Raw genomic sequence first — 22,296 nt, forward strand, 5'->3', positions numbered from 1 at the left:
GACAGGCTCCCTCACGGGAGCCTGTTCACCACAGCCGGTTTTGTCAGTCGCCTGATACGGACTACTGCCAAAACAGACTTAACACAGCTAAAGACTGTGTCACCGTGGAGAATTCATCGCAATGTCAGTAATCGGTCGCATCCACTCTTTTGAATCGTGCGGGACTGTAGATGGCCCCGGCATCCGTTTTATCACCTTCTTCCAGGGCTGCCTGATGCGCTGCCTGTATTGCCATAACCGTGATACCTGGGATACGCACGGTGGCAAAGAGATCACCGTTGAAGAGCTAATGAAAGATGTGGTGTCCTATCGCCACTTTATGAACGCTTCTGGCGGTGGCGTAACCGCATCCGGAGGAGAGGCTATCCTGCAAGCCGAGTTCGTGCGTGACTGGTTCCGTGCATGCAGAGCCGAAGGGATTAACACCTGTCTGGATACCAACGGCTTTGTTCGCCGCTATGATCCGGTGATCGACGAACTACTGGACGTTACTGACCTTGTGATGCTCGACCTTAAGCAGATTAATGATGACGTACACCAGATTCTGGTCGGCGTCTCCAACCACCGTACGCTCGATTTCGCCCGTTATCTCTCCAAGCGTAATATTCGTACCTGGATCCGCTATGTGGTGGTACCTGGCTACTCAGATGATGATGATTCCGCTCACCGTCTGGGTGAGTTTACGCGCGATATGGGCAACGTGGAGAAAATCGAACTGCTGCCGTATCACGAACTCGGCAAGCATAAATGGGTGGCAATGGGAGAAGAGTACAAGCTGGACGGCGTTCACCCACCAAAAGCCGATACCATGGAGCGAGTGAAAGGTATTCTCGAAAGCTACGGTCACTACGTGATGTATTAAGCCGCAGACAGTACAGAAGATCAGAGCTGACCTTTGCAGGTCAGCTTTTTTTTGTACTGAGTTTATGCATGAGCCACTGGATTAGCATGGTGATCGGCTTTACGCAGCAGCATCACCAGATAGACCAGCGCGACCCCGGCAATCATGACAAATAATAACCGGTCGGAGTAGCTCTGCATCAGCATTGAAGTCATCGTCGGGCCTGCGAGGCTGCCCAGGGTATAACTCAGTAGCAGCGCCTGATTCATGGCCACCAGTTCATGGTGAGCGACAGTTTCGCAAGCCCAGGACATTGCGACCGGATAAAGGGTAAATCCGGCGCAGCCAAGAATGAACAGCGCAGGTGCCATGGCGGCATTACTCAACATCGCCAGCGCCCCCAGGATAACGACAAATACCTGTACCCGCAGCGCCAGCAGCCGTCCATAACGATCGGCAAGCCGCCCTACCGGCCATTGACCAAGAATCCCCGCACTGACCAGCAGAGCCATCCAGTAGCCAACAGTTGAGTCACTCATACCCTGATGAGAGAGATAGAGAGGCATCAGACCATATAACGAACCCAACACAATGCCCGATATAATACAGCCGTTAATACCCAGACGCGCATTGCGTCGGCGCAGCATCGGCCACAGCCGCCCTGCCGGAGTCTCTTCATTTTCCTGACGCGCAGTCACGCGGCAGAACACCAGAGGCAGAACTGCCGCCAGTATCACACTGCTTACCCATGGCAACACGTGCATCAATTCAGTGGAGACTTTACTGACCAGTAATTGCCCTGCCACGGTACCAATGTAATAAATGATCATATATGCAGCCAGCAGGCGTCCACGGTTTTGCAGCGTTCCGTTACACAGCAATGCGCTTTCCACAACGACCCAAATCAAAGCACAGCCGATACCAGCAACAAACCGCCACAGCGCCCACGACCAGAAGCCCGTCCCCAGCGCCAGGGCAAGAGTAGCCAGAGCAAATATCAGCGATGCCAGATAGTAACTGTGGTTAAAACCAACGCGTTTAATCAGCCAGCCAGCAACCAATGTACCCAGCAGGTTCCCACAGTAGTAAGAGGAGCTGACGATCCCTACCTGCCACGTCGGCAGTGCATCATGCGTGAGCCAGAGCGGCACCAGCGTATTGAGCACGGCAATTGAAACTGTCAGCAGCAGCAAGCCGCACAGCAGCACCAGAACAGGACGTGACCAGATGGACATAATGATGGGGAACCAAAACGAGGGAGATTTTGCGCGCATCATGCCACTCAGCAAGCATTTGGAAAAGCACTATAAAATCCGATCGCACGATTTGCCGCTAACCGATTTAAATTTTTTATCTTCAACAGGTTAGAGCTATTTGACCTCACCCGGTGTGCAAATTTATCTTATTGAATTTACATATAATTAATCGGCGGTTAACGCTTTTGTCCATGATCAATTTTGCTTAATCGCAGACAATAAAAAACCCGCCAGCGGCGGGTCTTTCGATCATACTCTCTTTAGCTATCCTGACCGCCAGTAACTTATATGCGGCACGATTACACTGGAGAGTTTAGCCAATAAATTCCAGGCCTTTCATATAAGGGCGCAGAACTTCCGGCACTTCAATACGACCGTCCGCCTGCTGATAGTTTTCCAGCACCGCAACCAAAGTACGACCCACGGCCAGACCAGAACCATTAAGGGTATGTACCAGGCGAGTCGCTTTTTCACCGCGTGGACGGCAGCGTGCTTTCATCCGGCGGGCCTGGAAATCACCCATATTTGAGCAGGAAGAGATCTCGCGATAAGTGTCCTGCGCAGGCAGCCACACTTCCAGATCGTAGGTTTTGTGCGAACCAAAGCCCATATCACCGGTACACAGCAGAACTTTACGGTATGGCAGGTTGAGCAGTTGCAGCACTTTCTCTGCATGACCTACCAGCTCTTCGAGCGCATCCATCGAATCTTCCGGACGCGTTATCTGCACCATTTCAACTTTATCAAACTGGTGCATACGGATCAGGCCGCGCGTATCACGCCCATATGCCCCGGCTTCGGAACGGAAGCATGGGGTGTGAGCAGTCATTTTGATCGGCAGTGATTCTTCTTCCAGAATCTCATCGCGCACCAGGTTGGTCAGCGGAACTTCTGAAGTCGGGATCAGCGCATAGTTGCTGCTGGAGGCTTCTTCTTCCAGCGGGCGGGTATGGAACAGATCTTCGCCAAACTTAGGCAGCTGCCCCGTACCGTACAGGCTGGCATGATTTACCAGATAAGGTACGTAGGTTTCCTGGTAGCCATGCTGTTCGGTATGCAGATCAAGCATAAACTGGCTCAGAGCGCGATGCATCAGCGCAATCTGGCCCTTCATCACGATAAAGCGTGAACCGGTCAGTTTTACCGCTGCGGCAAAATCAAGGCCTGCGGCCATTTCACCCAGCTCTACGTGGTCACGCACCGCAAAGTCAAACTTGCGCGGTTCACCCCAGCGGCTGATTTCCAGGTTTTCACTGTCGTCTTTGCCGAGCGGAACCACATCCGCAGGGATGTTGGGGATCGCCAGCGAAAAGTCATTGATGCTGGTCAGCAGCGCATCCAGCTCTGCTTTAGCAGCGTCCAGGCGCTCGCCCAGAACATTCACTTCCTGACGCAATGGCTCGATATCTTCCCCACGTGCTTTGGCCTGCCCGATGGATTTGGATCGAGAGTTACGCTCAGCTTGCAGGTTTTCAGTTTCAACCTGCAGTACTTTACGACGCTCTTCATGTGCGCGCAGCGTATCAACGTCCAGCTTATAGCCACGGCGTGCCAGTTTTTCAGCGACTGCGTCTGGCTCAGTACGCAGTAGATTGGGATCGAGCATGCTTGTCCTGTGATGATTGAGTGAATAAAGAAGGGACGCACCGACATATCGAATGCGTTGAATTCATTGCTAACCTTACCGCAACGTCACTGTTAGCGGTAGCGCTTTGTCGGACTATTTTGATCCTGTTCAACCAACCAGGCGAGCTTTTCACCAATCTTACCTTCCAGCCCGCGTGAGGTCGGACGGTAATAGCGGGTTTGCGCCATTTGCTGCGGGAAATAATCCTCACCGGCGGCATAAGCATTAGGCTCATCGTGAGCGTAGCGGTATTCCGCGCCCAGCCCCATTTCCTTCATTAGTTTGGTGGGTGCATTGCGCAAATGCTCGGGAACATCATAATCAGGGTTTTCTCGCGCATCACGCATCGCCGCTTTAAATGCGGTATAAACAGCGTTACTTTTTGGCGCACAGGCCAGATAAACAATCGCCTGCGCTATCGCTCGCTCACCTTCCGCAGGGCCAACGCGGGTAAAGCAATCCCATGCAGAAATCGCTACCTGCATCCCTCGCGGATCGGCATTGCCGACATCTTCTGAAGCAATTGCCAGCAAACGTCGTGCGACATAGAGGGGATCACCACCAGCGGTGATAATACGCGCATACCAGTAGAGGGCGGCATCAGGTGCCGATCCGCGTACCGATTTATGCAGCGCTGAGATCAGATCGTAGAAACGGTCGCCTTTGTTATCAAAGCGCGCGCTCCGTTCGCCAGACACTTCATTAAGCAACTGCGGTGTCAGTTCACGCTTGCCGTTACTGTTCACCTCGGCCATATCTGCCATCATTTCCAGCGTGTTCAGCGCGCGACGGGCATCGCCGTTAACCAACTCGGCGATCATATTGCGGGTGTTTTCCGGCAGGATAATGTTCTCACTGCCGTAGCCGCGCTCACTGTCGTGCATCGCCTGATCAAGCACTGCGGCGATATCTTCGGTGGCAAGGGATTTCAACAAATAGACACGGGCGCGGGATAACAGCGCAGAGTTCAGCTCAAATGAGGGATTTTCCGTGGTAGCACCAATAAAAGTAATAGTGCCGTCTTCTATATGCGGGAGAAAGGCGTCCTGCTGACTTTTATTAAAGCGGTGGACTTCATCAACAAACAGGATAGTACGGCGTCCGGCATTGCGATTCTGTCGCGCACGCTCGATCGCTTCGCGGATCTCTTTGACGCCGGAGGTAACAGCCGAAATACGTTCCACATCAGCCTGACCGTAGTGGCCGATGATCTCTGCCAGCGTGGTTTTCCCCGTCCCCGGAGGCCCCCAAAGAATCATCGAGTGAAGATGACCGGCCTCAATCGCACGCGGCAGCGGTTTACCCGCAGCCAGCAGATGCTGCTGGCCGATATACTCGGCCAGAGTTCGTGGCCGCATACGCGCGGCCAGAGGCTGAAACTCATTGCGGGAAAAATCGAGGGACAGGTTACTCACGCAAACCTCACTGACGCTGGTCGTCCACGGTCACGCCTTTAGGTGGAGTGAACTTGAACTTATCGGCGCTGATACTACCGTTTTGCTGGCTCTTCAGCGTATAGCTGCTGCGCTGTCCGTCCTGCTCAACCGCGCTAAACTGGTTGATGGTTCCGTTGGGTGCCACGTTGATGGTGAACTGCTTCAGATTACCATCGGCATTTTTAGGCGTCAGTGAGAAATCGTCACCTTTCTGAGCAATATTATACTGTTTCCAGTCACTCGACTGGTTACGGGCAATCAGCATAAATGGCGTATTGCTGGTGGCATCTTTCAACCAGCTGGCGCTGACCTGCTCGACAAATGGGTTATAGAACCAGAGTGTTTTACCATCAGAAATCAGGGTACTTTCATCCGGCGCAGTCATATGCCAGTTGAACAGATTCGGGCGCTGAACCCACATTTCCCCTTCCCCGTCCTGTACAGAAGCGCCGCTGCTGTCGGTCACCTTTTGATTAAAGGTGGCATGGAAGCTTTTCACCTTATCAAGGCGCTGTTGTAAATCGCCGGAAGCATCAGCCCAGGCAGCAACAGAAGAAAAAGCAGCCAGCACACAGCAGGAAATCATTAATTTTTTCATTACGGCATCCTTATTGAAACTCTTGTATCCCGTTTCGGGTTAAGCGTGACGTGGATAACTTTAGCCAGGTGCTGATAACAACAACAGGAGAAAAAACCTAATTCCCCCTGGCCGCATCATGCAAATATTGGGGCTGCTATCAGGAATTCAACGGGCCAGGCAATGCCTGGCCCTTGGGTCGTTATCTCTGCAATTTTTAACGCTCGTGCGGTGGTGGTGCCAGCACCTCACGATTACCGTTATGCCCCGGTGACGAGACAATCCCCTGCGCTTCCATCTGTTCAATGATACGCGCAGCACGGTTATAGCCAATACGGAACTGCCGCTGAACACCGGAAATAGAGGCCCGGCGCTTGTCGACCACAAACTCTACAGCCTGATCGAACAGCTGATCCAGCTCTTCATCGCCATCTACACCACCCGCGCCGGACTCAGAGTCTTCACCGCCGCTCAGGATGCCCTCTTTATACTGAGGTCGTTCACGCGCTTTCCAGTCTTTAACTACCGCATGCACTTCCTGGTCACGTACAAATGCGCCATGCACACGAACCGGTATGGATGAGTTCGGTGCCAGATAGAGCATATCCCCCATGCCCAGCAGCGATTCTGCGCCACTCTGATCGAGGATGGTGCGGGAGTCAATTTTGCTGGATACCGTAAAGGCAATACGCGTCGGGATGTTAGCCTTAATCAGACCGGTAATCACATCAACCGATGGCCGCTGCGTTGCCAGCACCAGGTGAATACCTGCCGCACGTGCTTTCTGTGCCAGGCGGGCGATCAACTCTTCAACCTTTTTACCCACCGTCATGATCAGATCGGCAAATTCATCCACCATCACCACGATATAAGGCTCTTTTTCCAGAACCGGTGGCGTCATCTCCATGCTATCGGTTGGCTTCCAGAACGGATCGGGGATTGGCCGCCCCATTGCCTCAGCCATATCTACTTTTTCGTTATAACCCGCAATATTACGCACGCCCAGAGCTGACATCAGCTTATAGCGGCGCTCCATCTCCACCACGCACCAGCGAAGCGCATTAGCCGCATCTTTCATGTCGGTGACCACATCGGTTAACAGATGTGGAATTCCTTCGTACACTGACAGCTCAAGCATTTTCGGGTCGATCATAATAAAGCGCACTTCTTTCGGCGTGGCTTTATAAAGAATACTGAGGATCATGGCATTCACGCCCACCGATTTACCGGAACCGGTAGTACCGGCAACCAGCAGGTGAGGCATTTTGCCTAAATCGGCGACAACCGGATCCCCGGAAATATCTTTCCCCAACACAATCGACAAAGGTGACGGGTTATCACGGAATGCTGGACAGTCCAGCACTTCACGCAGATATACCGTCTGACGGTTAAGATTAGGCAGTTCCAGCCCGACATACGGGCGGCCTGGAATGACTTCCACCACACGCACGGCTACTGCTGACAGTGAACGAGCCAGATCGCGTGAGAGGTTGGAGATACGCGCCGCTTTAACCCCCGGTGCCAGATCGAGTTCAAACCGTGTAATGACCGGGCCTGGTGAATACCCCACGACTTCCGCCTTAACACGATAGTCGGCCAGACGTGCTTCGATCAGACGCGCAGTCTGTTCCAGTGCAAACTGGTCTACCGGCTCAGTTTCGGCTGGCGGCGATGCTAACAGATCGAGCGTTGGCAATGGAGTCGTCGGTTTATAAGTTGGACGTTCATCGCGCATCAGGAACGGGTGAATCAGACTGTCCATATCCGGTTCCTGCGGCCTGACTGGCTGCGTTACTGGAGCAGGAGTGACAGGAGCCGCTGCGGGCTGCCAGGCAGGCGCGGCAGGCTGCACAACAGGTGCCGGTGCAGGAGCGGGCGTCTGCACTGCTTCAGGCTGTTGCCACTGCGACTGCACCGGAGCAGCAGGTTCTGCCTCAGGAGCTGCCGACAGGGTGAATAGCGGCTCTACAGGGCCATCATCCACCAGGTCGTCCATCGGTGAGAAATCAAATGCGCCGGATGTGTCGAGCGTAAAGGCCGGAAGAGGGGTTTGTGCTTCAGACGCATAACGCTGTTGCTGCTGTTCCGCAAACTGACGGGCAAGCGCTGCCTGTTGCAACGCCTCTTCATCTTCGGGAGCAAATTCTTCTCCGTAGCGCTGCTGTTCACGCGCCAGGAATGCTTCGCGCAGCTGGGCCTGCTCTGCTTCATCCTGTTCATCCGGCGACGCAGCCTGCCAGGAAGTGTTATCAGGCACTGCTGCAATTTCAGGTTGGCGCATCTCTTGCTCTTTAGCTTTTTCTTCCGCCATACGCTGAGAAGGTAGCTTAATACCGTAGGAGGCCAGTTCGCGACGGGTAGGCAATTTAACCGGGTTCGGGCGCGGCAGCTCAGGGCCAATCCCCTGCTTAACCTGCGGATTGAGATCGTCACCGCTGGTTGCCGTAAAGCCCGGCATAAACGGCGTGTTACTACTGGCAGAGTGAGCGACAGCACCAATAGCAGCACCAGTCGCGGCAGCTGCTACAGAAGCAGGATGCGATGCATGTTGGGTAGAGAAATCAAACGGTGATGTTGATGCATTCTGCCAGTTGCCCATCTTAGGGCCATCATCATCAATTGTATGATCCGGGGCTGGTGTTTCAGCTTCCGCCGGAACTTCGAAGCGATACAGCGAGGGCTGCGGCGGTGCTACCGGAGTGGAAACCTGAACATCGGCAGGTGCGGCATGCTCCTGAACCGGCGCTGTGACCGGAGCAGCAGGTGCGGCAGGTGCGGCAGGTGCAACAGCAGCAGGCTGCGAGGCAGGAGCTGAAGGAGTGACGCTGACTGAGGGTTTAGCCAGCAGCGGGTCACCCTGTTCTTCTTCATCATCTTCCGCATACAAAGGCTGGGGTTTGGTTAGCAGCACGTCGTCGCTGTCGTCAGTACGCGTCTGCGCACTACGTTTCGCCACCGGCTCTTCAACTTCATCATCGTAGTCATCTTCATGCCACTGTTCATCGGCACGTGAGCGGTTGCTGGCAAAAGTCAGAACGCCCATCACCACTCCACCAATTTTTTCAGCGATGGTAAGCCAGGACCAGCCGGTATAGAGAGTCAGCCCGGCAGCCCAAATACACAGCAACGTCAGTGTGCCGCCTGGCCCGCTAAAGTACGGAGCCATTGCACTGCTTAACAGGCTGCCGATCACCCCGCCAGAGGCGAAGTACCAGATATCATCAGCATTCAGTGCGGCAAGACCACATGAGGTTACCACCAGCGCCAGCACGCCAATCAGACGCAGGGCGACAGCAAAGTAATCGATGTATTCCTGGAAATGGCGGCGGCTGAAGGTGATCCAACAAAGACCTAATATTACCGGGGGAAGGGCGTAAGCCATCACGCCAAAAATAAAGAATAGCGTATCTGCCAGCCACGCGCCCACCCCACCACCGAGGTTGTGAATAGGTTCGTGCCAGGCGGTTTGTGACCAACTGGGATCGGACGGATTGAAGCTCACCAGTGCCACCATCAGATAGATGGCGAAAAGAGCAACAACAATTAATAACGCTTCCAGCAGGCGACGCCCGCTGCTCAACGGTTCTAATGAAACGTCTTTATCTTCTGTGTATTCCTGGCTCAAGAGTACTCTCCAGGTGCCTGTAAACTATGGAGGCAACAGCGCCGGGCATGCCCGGCGCTGAACCTGTATGAATTCACAGGAGTGTACCGAAAACTAACAGGTTTTGCACCTGCCCTGTGTTACCGAGTTTTAATCACTAACCGGTTACTTTGTTTCACTTCTTCCATCACTACGTAGGTACGGGTATCGTTCACACCCGGCAGACGCAGCAAGGTTTCACCAAGCAACTTGCGGTACGCAGACATATCCGGCACACGCGTTTTCAGCAGATAGTCAAAATCACCGGAAACAAGGTGACACTCTTGAGTTTCCTCAAGTTTTTGTACAGCGGCGTTAAATTGCTCAAACACATCCGGCGCACCACGATTCAGAGTAATCTCAACGAATACCAGCAGTGACGCATCCAGATAATGCGGGTTTAACTGCGCGGTATATCCGAGAATAAAGCCCTGACGCTCCAGACGACGAACACGTTCCAGGCATGGCGTTGGTGATAAGCCTACGCGCTTGGAAAGCTCGACGTTCGAAATTCGCCCATCCTTTTGCAGTTCATTCAGGATATTGCGGTCAATTCTATCGAGGTCTTTACCCGGCCGTTTTTTATTGTCTACCATTATTATTGTCTCTCTTAAATTCCTTCCCTTTACCCGCCATACCCTGAACGACTTAATGTAACAGGGTTGATCTAAGTGAAGACATTGAGCCTGTGACGTTGTTAAACGCCCTATCTGCATGACGCATGTTGTCTGTCCACACCATGCGTCATTCCAAATAACAGGCTAAGTATATCGGGCAATAAGTGCAAAATTCGGGATGAAACCCTGCTATGCACGACCAGATACACCCTGCTCCCCATAATGTTTTCGCAAAAGCGCAGCCGATTGTCAAAGCAAAACAAACAAAATCAGTACAACATGCCAAAGTGAATGCTGTCTGTCTGTTTTTTAATGACAATTTAGCCGCTTAAAATGCCCGTACGTCAGCAAAATGCAGCTTTTTTCAGCAGTACTGTCTCCTGCCCTCACTGTTGATTGATGAAACCTTTTTCATTAATTGTTAACAAAATCGCAGAACGCTTTTTTTGCCTCGCCAAATTCCCTACAATCCAGAGATAGGTTCGCCAGTTAATTAATGAGGGTTTCATGGGTACGGCTAAACACAGTAAATTACTGATTCTGGGTTCAGGACCGGCAGGCTATACCGCCGCCGTGTACGCAGCCCGCGCTAACCTGAACCCGGTGTTAATCACCGGTCTGGAAAAAGGCGGTCAGTTGACCACCACCACAGACGTGGAAAACTGGCCTGGCGATGCTAACGAGCTTACCGGGCCACTGCTGATGGAGCGTATGCACGAACATGCGGTGAAATTTAACACCGAGATCATCTTCGACCATATCCACAGTGTTGATCTGCAAAACCGTCCATTCCGCCTGACCGGCGATGAAGGCGAGTACACCGCAGATGCACTGATCATCGCTACAGGAGCTTCAGCACGTTACCTGGGGCTGCCGTCTGAAGAGGCGTTCAAAGGTCGTGGGGTCTCAGCCTGCGCCACCTGTGACGGTTTCTTCTACCGTAATCAGAAGGTCGCGGTGATTGGCGGGGGCAACACCGCAGTGGAAGAGGCACTTTATCTGGCAAATATCGCAGCCGAAGTGCACCTGATCCACCGCCGTGACAGCTTCCGTGCGGAAAAAATTCTGATTGATCGTCTGAATGAGAAGGTCAAAAATGGCAATATCGTGCTGCATACTGACCACACGCTGGATGAAGTGCTGGGCGATCAGATGGGCGTCAGCTCTCTCCGCCTGCGTTCAACCAAAGACGATCAGACCAAAACGCTGGACGTCGCGGGCCTGTTTGTTGCCATCGGCCACAGCCCTAACACCGCAATTTTCAACGGTCAGTTAGCGCTGGAAAATGGCTATATCAAAGTGCAGTCCGGTATTCAGGGGAATGCTACCCAGACCAGCATCCCAGGTGTCTTCGCCGCAGGCGATGTGATGGATCATATCTATCGCCAGGCGATTACCTCTGCCGGAACCGGCTGTATGGCCGCTCTGGATGCCGAGCGCTATCTGGATGGTTTAGTTAAAAATAATAAGTAAGTTGTTAAAACTCTGAGCTAATATTGCCAAAGGCGACGTACAACTGTCGCCTTTTCACCCTCCGCATTGTAACATTGCCACGCTTGACACCAATCTTCCAGGGGCCTTTGCCTCTCTACTGTTTACGTCAGGGCAATCCGGCAACAGATGAATAAAACACGACAACAACAACTCACCCGCTGGCTGAAAAGTCAGAGTGTGCATGGCCATCGCTGGCTACGCCTCTCATTCCTGCTGGGCACCTTAAGCGCTCTGCTTATCCTCGCTCAGGCCTGGTTTCTGGCCTCGCTGCTTCAGGCGCTGCTGGTAGATCACCAACCCCGGGACAGTCAGCTACTGCATTTCATTCTGCTGCTTGCCTGCTTTGCTGCACGTGCCCTTCTGGCATGGCTGCGCGAAAAAATCGGCTTCAAAACCGGTCAGGCTATTCGTCAGACTTTGCGCCACCAGGTGCTGAACCGTCTGTCAGATCTCGGCCCGGCCTGGATTCAGGGTAAACCTGCCGGCAGTTGGGCTACGCTTTTGCTGGAACAGATTGAAGAGATGCAGGATTACTATTCGCGCTATCTGCCACAGATGATGCTGGCCGGCGTCATCCCGCTGCTGGTGCTGATCCTGCTGTTCCCGGTTAACTGGGCTGCATCGTTGATCCTGCTGGCGACTGCGCCATTAATTCCGCTATTTATGGCGATGGTTGGCATGGGAGCTGCCGATGCTAACCGCCGTAACTTCCAGGCGCTGGCGCGTCTGAGCGGTCAGTTCCTCGATCGCCTGCGCGGGCTGGAAACACTACGTCTTTTCCACCGCGCTACGGCTGAAACTGCCTCAATTGCCGAAGCATCCGATCAGTTTCGTCAGCGTACAATGGAAGTGCTGCGAATGGCATTCCTGTCATCGGCAGTACTTGAGTTCTTCGCATCCATCTCGATTGCGCTGATCGCTGTTTATTTTGGTTTCTCTTATCTCGGCGTCTTTGACTTCGGCCACTACAGCGGCCCGGTTACGCTGTTTGCCGGGTTCCTTGTATTGATACTCGCCCCTGAATTTTACCAACCGCTGCGCGACCTCGGTACTTACTACCATGCCAAGGCACAGGCAATTGGCGCTGCGGATGCGTTGCAAACCTTCCTTGAGGAGAGCGAAACCGCTTCTGTTGAGCGTGGCTCCCTGACGCCGGAGCTGGGTGAGGGTTTCAGCCTCGTGGCTCAGGATCTGGTGATCGCTACGGCCGACGGCACCACGCTTGCCGGCCCGCTGAATTTCACTTTAGAACCAGGAAAGCGCGTAGCGCTGGTCGGGCAGAGTGGCGCCGGTAAAACATCCCTGATGAATGTGCTGCTGGGCTACCTGCCCTACCGGGGTTCTTTGCTGATTAACGGTATCGAACTGCGTGATATTGCTCTGCCGCACTGGCAGCAACAGCTGGCATGGGTGGGGCAAAACCCGCACCTTCCAGCCGGAACAATCAGGGAAAATATTCTGCTGAGTGGTAATAACGATGAAGCGCGCCTGCAACAGGTGCTGGAGCTGGCGGGAGTGAATGAATTCCTGCCACGGCTTCCTGCGGGTCTGGACAGTGAAACGGGCGACCAGAGTAGCGGCCTTTCGGTTGGTCAGGCACAGCGTATTGCTGTCGCGCGCGCCCTGATGAAACCGTGCAAACTACTGCTGCTGGATGAGCCAGACGCCAGTCTTGATGCCCATAGCGAGCAGCACGTTAACCACGCACTGTTACAGGCCTCTCATAATCAAAGCACGCTGCTGATCACCCACCAGCTCGACCGTCTCGATCAGTGGGATGAAATCTGGCTGATGCGTAAAGGTGAAATTGTTCAGACTGGTCGCTATGAAGAGCTGGCTCATCAGCCGGGGCCGTTTGCCGACCTGATGGCCCAGCGAGGAGGATCGCTCGAATGAAAAGCCTGCTGCCGTTTTTAAAACTCTATCGCCGCCATATTGTGCGATTGCTTGCCGGTATTCTACTGGCAGTAGTGACGCTGCTGGCGAGCATCGGTCTGCTGACGCTGTCCGGATGGTTCCTCGCCGCCACCTCACTGGCGGGTGTTGCTGGAATCTACTCCTTCAACTATATGCTGCCTGCTGCCGGAGTACGCGGCGCGGCCATCAGCCGTACCGCTGCGCGCTATCTGGAGCGTCTGGTCAGCCACGACACCACCTTCCGCGTTCTGCAACATCTGCGGGTATTCACCTTCAGTAAGCTGCTGCCGCTCTCCCCTGCCGGAATTGCCCGTTTTCGCGAGGGGGAGTTGCTCAACCGTCTTGTCGCCGATGTAGATACGCTGGATCATCTCTATCTGCGCGTGATTTCTCCGCTGGCTGGCGCGCTGGCAGTGATTGCCGTGGTAACCGTGGGCCTCAGCTGGCTGGATAGCAGCCTGGCACTGACGCTTGGCGCACTGATGCTGTTAACGCTGCTCGTGATACCGCCGGTGTTTTACCGCGCCGGACTGCCGGTTGGCGCTGATTTAACCCGCCTGCGAGGCGAGTATCGCAGCACTCTGACACGCTGGCTTCAGGGGCAGGCAGAGTTAAGCCTTTACGGGGCCGCCAGCAAGTTCCGTCGCGGTATGGACGCCACTGAACAGGCGTGGCTCGCCGCGCAACAGCGCCAGGCCAGCCTGACCGGGATGTCTCAGGGCCTGGTTATGCTGATGGGTGGTATCGCCGTTACGCTGCTGCTGTGGCTGAGTGCTGCTGGCATCGGGGGCGATCCCTACCCCGGTGCCTATATAGCGCTCTTTGTCTTTTGTGCACTGGCAGCTTTTGAAGCGCTCGCTCCGGTCGGAACCGCATTCCAGCATCTCGGCCACGTGATGGCCTCCGCCAGTCGTGTTTCGCAGATTATTGAACAGCGTCCGGCCGTCAGTTTCCCGGCAGCGAGTGCAGCATCGCAATCGCACCCTACAGGCGCATCTATTACCATCAAAGATGTGAGCTTCCGCTACGGTGATGGCCCATGCGCCATTGATGGATTGACGCTTGAGATTGGCGCGGGCGAACATATCGCCCTGCTTGGCCGTACCGGCTGTGGCAAGTCTACTCTGCTGCAACTCCTGACCCGTGCCTGGGATCCGCAGCAGGGCACCATCCAGCTGAACGGTCAGCCGCTGGCTAACTGGAGCGAGGCCGATCTGCGCGCCCGCACCTGCGTAGTGACTCAGCGTGTGCATCTGTTTAGCGCCAGCCTGCGGGATAACCTGCTGCTGGCAGCGCCAGGTAGCCACGATGGGCATCTGTGTGACGCGCTACGCCAGGTCGGTTTGGAGAAGCTGCTGGATAACGATCAGGGACTGAACGCCTGGCTGGGTGAAGGGGGTCGCCAGCTTTCTGGTGGTGAACTGCGTCGCCTGGGCCTGGCGCGTGCGATATTGCACGGCGGCGACCTGATGCTTCTTGATGAGCCAACCGAAGGACTGGATGCTGAAACCGAGCAGCAGATCCTCGCGCTGTTGCGTCAGGTGGCTGGGGGGAAAACCCTGATTATGGTGACTCACCGTCTGCGCGGTCTGGCATATTTCGATCGAATTTGTGTTATGGACAATGGCCAGGTTATCGAACAGGGAAATCATCAGGAATTAGTCTCAAAACGGGGCCGATACTGGACATTTCTGCAACGCTTTGCGCTATAGTCATTAGCTCTCGTGTTATTGAGACCGCCCGATGCGCCTGATACAACTTTCACGTGAATCTCTTAATTTCCCGCCGCCAGAAATGGCGCTGCGGGAACCGAATGGTCTGCTGGCTATGGGAGGCGACCTCAGCCCTCAGCGGCTGCTTAACGCCTATCATCGGGGTATCTTTCCGTGGTTCTCACCCGGCGATCCTATTCTCTGGTGGTCACCCGATCCGCGCGCGGTTCTGCTACCGGAAAACTTCCATCTCAGCCGGAGCATGAAGCGCTTCCATCAAAAATCACCTTATCAGGTCACCCTGAATCAGGGGTTTCAACAGGTGATCGAAGGCTGTGCCAGCGATCGTCAGGAAGGCACCTGGATCACCAATGAGGTGAAACGAGCCTGGCAGAAGCTACATGAAATGGGTCATGCGCACTCCGTAGAGGTATGGCGCGCCGGTGAACTGGTGGGCGGGATGTACGGACTGGAACTGGGGCAGATATTCTGCGGTGAGTCGATGTTCAGCCGTAGTGAAAACGCCTCAAAAACGGCGCTGCTGGTTTTCAGCAATTACTTTCAGCAGCAGGGCGGTAAGCTGATTGACTGCCAGGTGTTAAATCCTCACACCTTCTCTCTGGGCGCGCAGGAGATCCCTCGCGTTGACTACCTGCACTATGTCCATTCCCTCGCAAATCAGCCACTTTCGGCTGACTGCTGGCTGCCGGGCCAGCTTTTTTAATGCGATCTTTCGATGTTTTCCACGCAACGCCGTGAGAACAGTGATATAATATGCGCGTTTGGTATGTCGTCCGCCTTTCACCGGTACAAGATGGTGATGCGGAATACCAGGCTGGGAATCTCAACGCACCTTTTCAGAACTGTTTTAATCGTGCGACTAAAGCATATTTAAACAGATTCTTAGCCCGCTGTTCCCCCACGCTGACGTCATTGACTCCAGATTTTTTCGTAATCCGTCTGCGCCAGGTGTGCGTGTGAGGGGTTGATGTGGATGAATTCATCCGCAATTCTTTACTTAATACGTGAAATTCGGCATTATCTTGCCGGTTCAAAACTAAGGTAGTCCACCTAGAGGATTCGATGGCCAAAGAAGACAATATTGAAATGCAGGGTACCGTACTTGATACGTTACCTAACACCATGTTCCGCGTTGAATTGGAAAACGGTCACGTGGTTACCGCTCATATCTCCGGTAAAATGCGCAAAAACTATATCCGCATCCTGACGGGCGACAAAGTCACTGTAGAGCTGACCCCGTACGACCTGAGCAAAGGCCGCATTGTCTTCCGTAGTCGCTAAGTTACCCATTTTATCGTGCTGCCGTCTTCGTTGCCCGCAGCACCTGTAATCCAAACCGGACTGATTTCAGTCCGGTTTTTTTATGCGCAAAAATATATTATTCAGCCCCTCTAAAGTGCCTATTTGCCCTGCCGATAAATCAGAATACTCCTAAAAAAAACGACTGATTCAATCAGTTCTGATAACTCAGATGGTGGCAAATCAATGAATAAATCGCTGTATTCTTTCCCACTAAAGCCGCTGGTTGTTGCACTGGCTGCCGCACAATGCTTTACCTCTCTTGCACACGCTGACCCGGCACAGACCACGCAGACGGTTGATGGAAGCTACACCACCAGCATGCCTCTGACTATCAGTACCGACGTGCTGAATATCACCAGTGAGGGCATTATTGACACCACCGGCGATGCTGTTCTTAACAATCGCGCTACTACGCTGATAGATAATCAGGGGAAGCTTACCTCGCAGCTCTTTTCAGCACTGCGTAATCAGCTCACTATTGATACTCTGAACAATTCCGGAACCATCAGCGTTGGCAATATGAGCTTCCCGGCCCCGGGACAAAGCGCGATTGTCAACGAGAGCGGTGCCACAATTAATACACTGCTGAACAGCGGCACAATTATGACTGGCAGCGGTTTCGACCCTATCATGTCTCAAACGCTGGTGGGCATCACCAACTCCGGTACTATTGACTCGCTGATCAATGAAGCACAAGGCACCATCTCTGGTAGCCGGGCGGCTATCGTCAACAGCGGTACGCTGAACGAGCTGAACAATGCCGGTACCATCACCACCTCAAATAATTTTTTCCTGGGCAACACATCTGATGCCATCGTCAACAATGGCGTGATAGGCAGCATCAATAACAGCGGTACCATTGCAGGGAACATCAGAAATAATAGCGCTAATGAACTGGTGATTAACGGCGGCAAAGGCGATCGTGGCACCCTTACCGGTACCAACAACTTATTTCTGATGACAATGCCATCTGTCACTCCGGTTGGATTAATTTACAGTACGGGTGCCGACGTTCGTTTGCAGAAAGGTATGCTTCTGCTGAACGATAACGTTGATTTGGGCGGTGTTCATACGCTGACCAACAATGCCGATGTGATGATCACCCAGCCGTTAACCGTCACCGGTAACTATCATCAAACAGCTAACGCTATTTTGAATATCGGCGTCGCTGATAGCGCAACTGCCCTGGGTACAACAATCGATGTTGGCTACGGTCGCCTTAATGTCAGCGGTAATGCATCCATCGACTCCGGATCAACTATCCGCCTGAGCCGCACCGGCAGCAGCTACGGCTTTGCCAGCGGCCAGCGCTATCTGGTAATCACCGCAGCGCACGCCGACTATAACGAACAGACCCTGAACTATGTTGCCGATAATTTTAACGGCAGCGTGAAGGGACAGCTGATTAACGACGGCAGCACCACTGGCCTTGCACTCTATCTGAAAGATAAGCAGCCTAACGACGGTGGCAACAATAGTGGTGGCAACAACAATGGTGGCAACACGCCAACCGTAACGGCAAAACCACTGCCAACCACCGGCAACGCAATCTCCTCTCTGAACGGGCTTTCAGGTTACAACGGCTTTTCCACCGGCCTGTTGAATCTGTTTAACGCCTCAAAAACCATTACCACCGAAGCCGAAGCCAACCGTATTGGCGAGCAGCTGGCACCAACGCAGAACAGTATGGCATCAGCCGCCACTTCCGCAGCATCGATGGATGCCCTGGGCGTTATCGGCGGACATCTGGATGGTCTGCGTATCACCCCGGGAGCCAGCGCGCGCGGTATTGCTACCGGTGATGACAGCATGGAGTGGGCAGCCTGGGGTAAACCGTTCTACGGCAGCGCTCGTCAGGGAATGGTTGATAATGTCAGCGGATACCGGGCGCATTATGCCGGTATGATTCTGGGAGCCGACCGTCAGTTACTGGATAACTGGCGTGCCGGTGCTGCACTGAGCTACAGCCGTACGTCTGTGAAAGGGGCTGATAACCTGAAAGGTAGCAACAGTGATGTTGACGCCTGGGGCGGGATCCTTTACGCCACCTATAGCGGCGATCCATGGTTTGTTAACCTCAGCACCAGCCTGACACGCCAGACTTATGACAGTCAGCGCTCCGTAGAGTTTACCGGCTTTAGCGATAGCGCCAGCAGCCACTTCCACGGCCAACAGGTGGCAGTGAAAGGTGAAGCAGGCTATCCGATCGCACTGGGCCTGAACACCACGCTGACGCCGCTCGCCAGCCTGAGCTATAGCTATCTGCATCAGGGCAGCTATGAGGAAAACAGCGAAAGCGGCAGTGCCCTGAGCGTTGACAGCGCCCACAGTCAGTCGGTGGAAAGTAGCCTTGGTGGTAAACTGGCGCACAGCTGGTCGACTCCAGCCGGAGACCTGTCTCCGTTTGTACAACTGATGTGGACGCATCAATATGACCGCAGTCCGATGACCACTAACTCTGGTTTCAGCGCGGATAGCCTGGGTGAAACACGCTTTACTTCCCAGGGCGCTCGCCAGGCTTCAGACAGTGCAGAGACCAGCGTCGGCGTTGCCCTCGCCCATGCTGACGACCTGACGCTGGAAGCGCGCTATGACTTGCAGACAGCGCCGCATTTCGACGGACAGACTGTCAGCCTGCAAGTGCGTAAACTGTTCTAAGCCACCGGTGAGATATATTCACCTTTGCAGTGGGTTGCTGTGGTGTAGCCTGGTTACAGGCTGCGCCACAGAGAACCGTGTTGCGACTGCCGACGCCATCGCGCGTCCGGCGGGTTTGCAACAGGGTGAAATCCACGCAGCTCCTTTTGTACTCAGCTGGTGGGGGAAAATACGCGATCCCCATCAGCCTGTGCATCTCTATATCGAAGGTGATGGCTTTGCCTGGGTTACCCCCAGCCAGCCCTCGCGTGACCCTACTCCGCTTAATCCACTGGCGCTGAAACTTGCCGCAGCTGATCCTGCCGCTAACGTGGCATATCTGGCTCGCCCCTGTCAGTACATTCCTATGGAACGCAACCCGACCTGCAACCCGAGCTGGTGGACGGATCGCCGTTTCGCTCCGCAGGTTATTGAGGCAATGAACGACGCAGTCAGCCAGATACTGCAACAGGCACCCGGGCAGCAGCTGGTGCTGACAGGCTACTCTGGCGGCGGTGCAGTAGCAGCACTGATAGCGGCACGGCGCAGCGATGTGCTGTCACTGCGCACCGTGGCAGGCAATCTGGATATGGATGAAGTTAACCGTCTGCATCATGCCAGCCCGATGCCGCTGTCGCTAAATGCGAAGGATGTCGCTCGTACGCTGGCAAAACTGCCGCAGATTCACTTCTCAGGCAGTGCCGATCGGGTAGTCCCACTGCGTGTGGCGGAAGGATATGCTCATGCCAGCCATTCTGAATGTGTAGAGGTTGTCAGCGTTTCGGGGCTGACGCACGGCGGTAACTGGGAACAAGAGTGGCCGGCATTGCTGAAACAAAAGCCAGCCTGCAAATAGATAAAAAAAAGCCTGATGAGCAATCATCAGGCTTTTTTATTACCGTAAGAGCGGCAGATTAATGCACAGTCCCTTCCGCTTTGCGCTTCTCTGCGCTGAGGAAGTGGTAGGTAAGCTGGTTTTTATCTTTATCCAGCGCTACCGACACTGAACCACCATCAACCAGTGAACCAAACAGCAGTTCATTCGCCAGTGGTTTTTTCAGGCTTTCCTGCACGGTACGAGCCATTGGGCGTGCACCCATCGCTTTGTCGTAGCCTTTCTCTGCCAGCCAGTCGCGGGCATCGTCGCTGACTTCCAGCGAAACGCCTTTAGCATCCAGCTGCGCCTGGAGTTCGACGATAAATTTGTCGACCACCTGATGAATCACAACCTGGTCGAGATGTTTGAACCAGATAATGTTGTCGAGACGGTTACGAAACTCTGGCGTAAAGATCTTTTTGATCTCTTCCATCGCGTCGGTGCTGTTGTCCTGCTGGATCAGCCCGATAGATTTACGTTCCGTTTCGCGAACCCCGGCGTTGGTGGTCATCACAACTACCACATTACGGAAGTCTGCTTTACGGCCGTTGTTATCGGTCAGCATCCCGTTATCCATCACCTGAAGAAGCAGGTTGAAGACATCAGGGTGCGCTTTTTCGATTTCATCCAGCAACACTACCGCATGCGGATGTTTAATCACCGCATCAGTTAACAGGCCGCCCTGGTCGAAACCAACGTAGCCAGGAGGGGCACCAATCAAACGACTGACGGTGTGACGCTCCATATACTCGGACATGTCAAAACGCAGCAGCTCAATGCCCAGCGCTTTCGCCAGCTGCACCGTAACCTCGGTTTTCCCGACACCGGTCGGACCGGCAAACAGGAAGGATCCAACGGGTTTACGATCCTGACCCAGACCTGCGCGGCTCATTTTGATCGCTTCGGTCAGCACTTCAATGGCATTATCCTGGCCGAACACCAGCATTTTCAGGCGATCACCAAGTGTTTTCAGTGAATCGCGATCGGAGGCTGAAACGCTCTTCTCAGGAATACGCGCAATACGCGCTACCACTGTTTCGATATCCGCAACGTTAACAGTTTTTTTGCGTTTGCTGACCGGCATCAGACGTGCGCGAGCGCCCGCCTCATCAATCACGTCAATGGCCTTGTCAGGCAGATGACGATCGTTGATATATTTCACCGCCAGCTCAACCGCCGCACGCACGGCTTTCGCAGTATAGCGAACATCATGGTGCGCTTCGTATTTCGGTTTCAGGCCGTTGATGATCTGCACGGTTTCATCAACCGTAGGCTCAGTAATATCGATTTTCTGGAAGCGACGTGCCAGCGCACGGTCTTTCTCGAAAATATTGCTGAATTCCTGGTAGGTAGTTGAACCCATCACACGGATTTTCCCGCCAGAGAGCAGCGGTTTAATCAGATTCGCTGCATCCACCTGGCCGCCAGAAGCTGCACCCGCACCGATGATAGTATGAATTTCATCAATAAACAGAATGCTGCTGCTGTCCTGCTCAAGCTGCTTCAACAACGCTTTAAAACGTTTCTCGAAGTCACCGCGGTATTTGGTACCCGCCAGCAGCGAACCAATATCCAGTGAATAGATGGTGCAATCTTTCATCACTTCAGGCACATCGCCCTGAACAATACGCCAGGCAAGACCTTCCGCAATTGCCGTTTTACCAACACCAGATTCACCCACCAGCAGCGGGTTATTCTTACGGCGGCGGCAGAGAACCTGAACTGCACGTTCAAGCTCTTTATCCCGGCCAATCAGCGGATCAATACCGCCTACACGGGCAAGCTGGTTAAGGTTGGTGGTGAAGTTTTCCATACGATCCTCCCCGCCTGCTTGCTCTTCATTAACCGGATTTTCAGCACCCGATGCCGGGCCTGGCTCATCCTTGCGTGTACCGTGCGAGATATAGTTCACCACATCAAGACGGCTGACTTCATGTTTGCGCAGCAGATAAGCAGCCTGCGACTCCTGCTCGCTGAAAATCGCGACCAGGACGTTAGCGCCAGCCACTTCGCTGCGGCCAGACGATTGCACGTGGAAAACAGCACGTTGCAGTACGCGTTGGAAACTGAGCGTCGGCTGTGTGTCGCGCTCTTCTTCGCTAACCGGCAAGACCGGGGTGGTTTGTTCAATGAAAGCTTCGAGCTCCTGCCGCAACGCGACGATATCCACCGTACAGGCTTCCAGTGCCTCTCTGGCCGACGGGTTACTGAGCAAAGCCAGTAACAAATGCTCGACGGTCATAAACTCATGTCGGTGCTCGCGCGCTCTGGCGAAAGCCATATTTAAACTGAGTTCCAGTTCTTGATTGAGCATAGGCACCTCCCCCAATAGATCGCCT

At 53.9% G+C, this 22,296-nt stretch carries 15 protein-coding genes; 8 read left to right on the forward strand and 7 right to left on the reverse strand.

The genetic code is table 11. From position 1 onward, the window contains the following. The first annotated feature begins 121 nt into the window (after positions 1 to 121). The gene (gene pflA / locus GN242_RS13625; protein WP_154751943.1) at positions 122 to 862 is read left to right on the forward strand and encodes a pyruvate formate lyase 1-activating protein; all 741 of its coding nucleotides are present in this window, start codon (positions 122 to 124) and stop codon (positions 860 to 862) included. Between the two features lie 62 nt (positions 863 to 924). Here pflA and GN242_RS13630 read toward each other — a convergent pair whose 3' ends face one another. The 6 genes from GN242_RS13630 to lrp all read right to left on the reverse strand — a co-directional run bounded on the left by GN242_RS13630 (position 925) and on the right by lrp (position 9,976). Continuing rightward, on the reverse strand, positions 925 to 2,076 hold the full coding sequence (locus tag GN242_RS13630) for an MFS transporter (RefSeq protein ID WP_156287662.1): 1,152 nt from the start codon (positions 2,074 to 2,076) through the stop codon (positions 925 to 927). A 334-nt stretch (positions 2,077 to 2,410) separates the two neighbouring features. Further along, positions 2,411 to 3,703, reverse strand: a complete 1,293-nt coding sequence (gene serS, locus GN242_RS13635) for a serine--tRNA ligase (RefSeq protein ID WP_154751945.1) — start codon at positions 3,701 to 3,703, stop codon at positions 2,411 to 2,413. Positions 3,704 to 3,795: 92 nt separating this feature from the next. Next, on the reverse strand, positions 3,796 to 5,139 hold the full coding sequence (locus tag GN242_RS13640; protein WP_156287663.1) for a replication-associated recombination protein A: 1,344 nt from the start codon (positions 5,137 to 5,139) through the stop codon (positions 3,796 to 3,798). A 7-nt stretch (positions 5,140 to 5,146) separates the two neighbouring features. Further along, entirely contained in the window at positions 5,147 to 5,758 is a 612-nt protein-coding gene (gene lolA, locus GN242_RS13645; RefSeq protein ID WP_154751946.1) for an outer membrane lipoprotein periplasmic chaperone LolA, read from the reverse strand. 196 nt (positions 5,759 to 5,954) lie between these two features. Further along, positions 5,955 to 9,362: a DNA translocase FtsK 4TM domain-containing protein gene (locus tag GN242_RS22015; protein ID WP_156287664.1), complete on the reverse strand. Its 3,408-nt coding sequence runs from the start codon at positions 9,360 to 9,362 to the stop codon at positions 5,955 to 5,957. 119 nt (positions 9,363 to 9,481) lie between these two features. Then, on the reverse strand, positions 9,482 to 9,976 hold the full coding sequence (gene lrp / locus GN242_RS13655; RefSeq protein WP_006118610.1) for a leucine-responsive transcriptional regulator Lrp: 495 nt from the start codon (positions 9,974 to 9,976) through the stop codon (positions 9,482 to 9,484). Between the two features lie 528 nt (positions 9,977 to 10,504). Between lrp and trxB the strand changes: the two genes are divergently transcribed. From trxB to GN242_RS13690, 7 genes are all read left to right on the forward strand, one after another. Then, positions 10,505 to 11,470, forward strand: a complete 966-nt coding sequence (gene trxB, locus GN242_RS13660; RefSeq protein WP_154751948.1) for a thioredoxin-disulfide reductase — start codon at positions 10,505 to 10,507, stop codon at positions 11,468 to 11,470. A 147-nt stretch (positions 11,471 to 11,617) separates the two neighbouring features. Next, positions 11,618 to 13,387, forward strand: coding sequence for a heme ABC transporter permease/ATP-binding protein CydD (cydD, locus tag GN242_RS13665; protein WP_156287665.1), 1,770 nt, complete (start codon positions 11,618 to 11,620; stop codon positions 13,385 to 13,387). Further along, positions 13,384 to 15,120, forward strand: coding sequence for a heme ABC transporter ATP-binding protein/permease CydC (gene cydC, locus GN242_RS13670; protein WP_156287666.1), 1,737 nt, complete (start codon positions 13,384 to 13,386; stop codon positions 15,118 to 15,120). Before cydD ends, cydC begins: the two co-directional genes overlap by 4 nt. A gap of 31 nt (positions 15,121 to 15,151) precedes the next feature. Continuing rightward, positions 15,152 to 15,844 carry a leucyl/phenylalanyl-tRNA--protein transferase gene (aat, locus tag GN242_RS13675; protein ID WP_154751951.1) on the forward strand — a complete coding sequence of 231 codons (693 nt, stop codon included), beginning with the start codon at positions 15,152 to 15,154 and terminating at the stop codon, positions 15,842 to 15,844. Between the two features lie 359 nt (positions 15,845 to 16,203). Then, the gene (infA, locus tag GN242_RS13680; protein ID WP_002211347.1) at positions 16,204 to 16,422 is read left to right on the forward strand and encodes a translation initiation factor IF-1; all 219 of its coding nucleotides are present in this window, start codon (positions 16,204 to 16,206) and stop codon (positions 16,420 to 16,422) included. A gap of 204 nt (positions 16,423 to 16,626) precedes the next feature. Then, on the forward strand, positions 16,627 to 19,101 hold the full coding sequence (locus GN242_RS13685) for an autotransporter family protein (RefSeq protein WP_154751952.1): 2,475 nt from the start codon (positions 16,627 to 16,629) through the stop codon (positions 19,099 to 19,101). 7 nt (positions 19,102 to 19,108) lie between these two features. Continuing rightward, positions 19,109 to 19,936, forward strand: a complete 828-nt coding sequence (locus tag GN242_RS13690) for a lipase family protein (RefSeq protein WP_231617100.1) — start codon at positions 19,109 to 19,111, stop codon at positions 19,934 to 19,936. A gap of 58 nt (positions 19,937 to 19,994) precedes the next feature. On the opposite strand, the gene clpA is transcribed toward GN242_RS13690, so the two are convergent. Next, complete coding sequence (gene clpA, locus GN242_RS13695; protein ID WP_154751954.1) at positions 19,995 to 22,271, reverse strand: ATP-dependent Clp protease ATP-binding subunit ClpA; 2,277 nt, start codon at positions 22,269 to 22,271, stop codon at positions 19,995 to 19,997. Between the last annotated feature and the right edge of the window lie 25 nt (positions 22,272 to 22,296).

The sequence above is a fragment of the Erwinia sorbitola genome (assembly GCF_009738185.1).
GTDB lineage: Bacteria > Pseudomonadota > Gammaproteobacteria > Enterobacterales > Enterobacteriaceae > Erwinia > Erwinia sorbitola.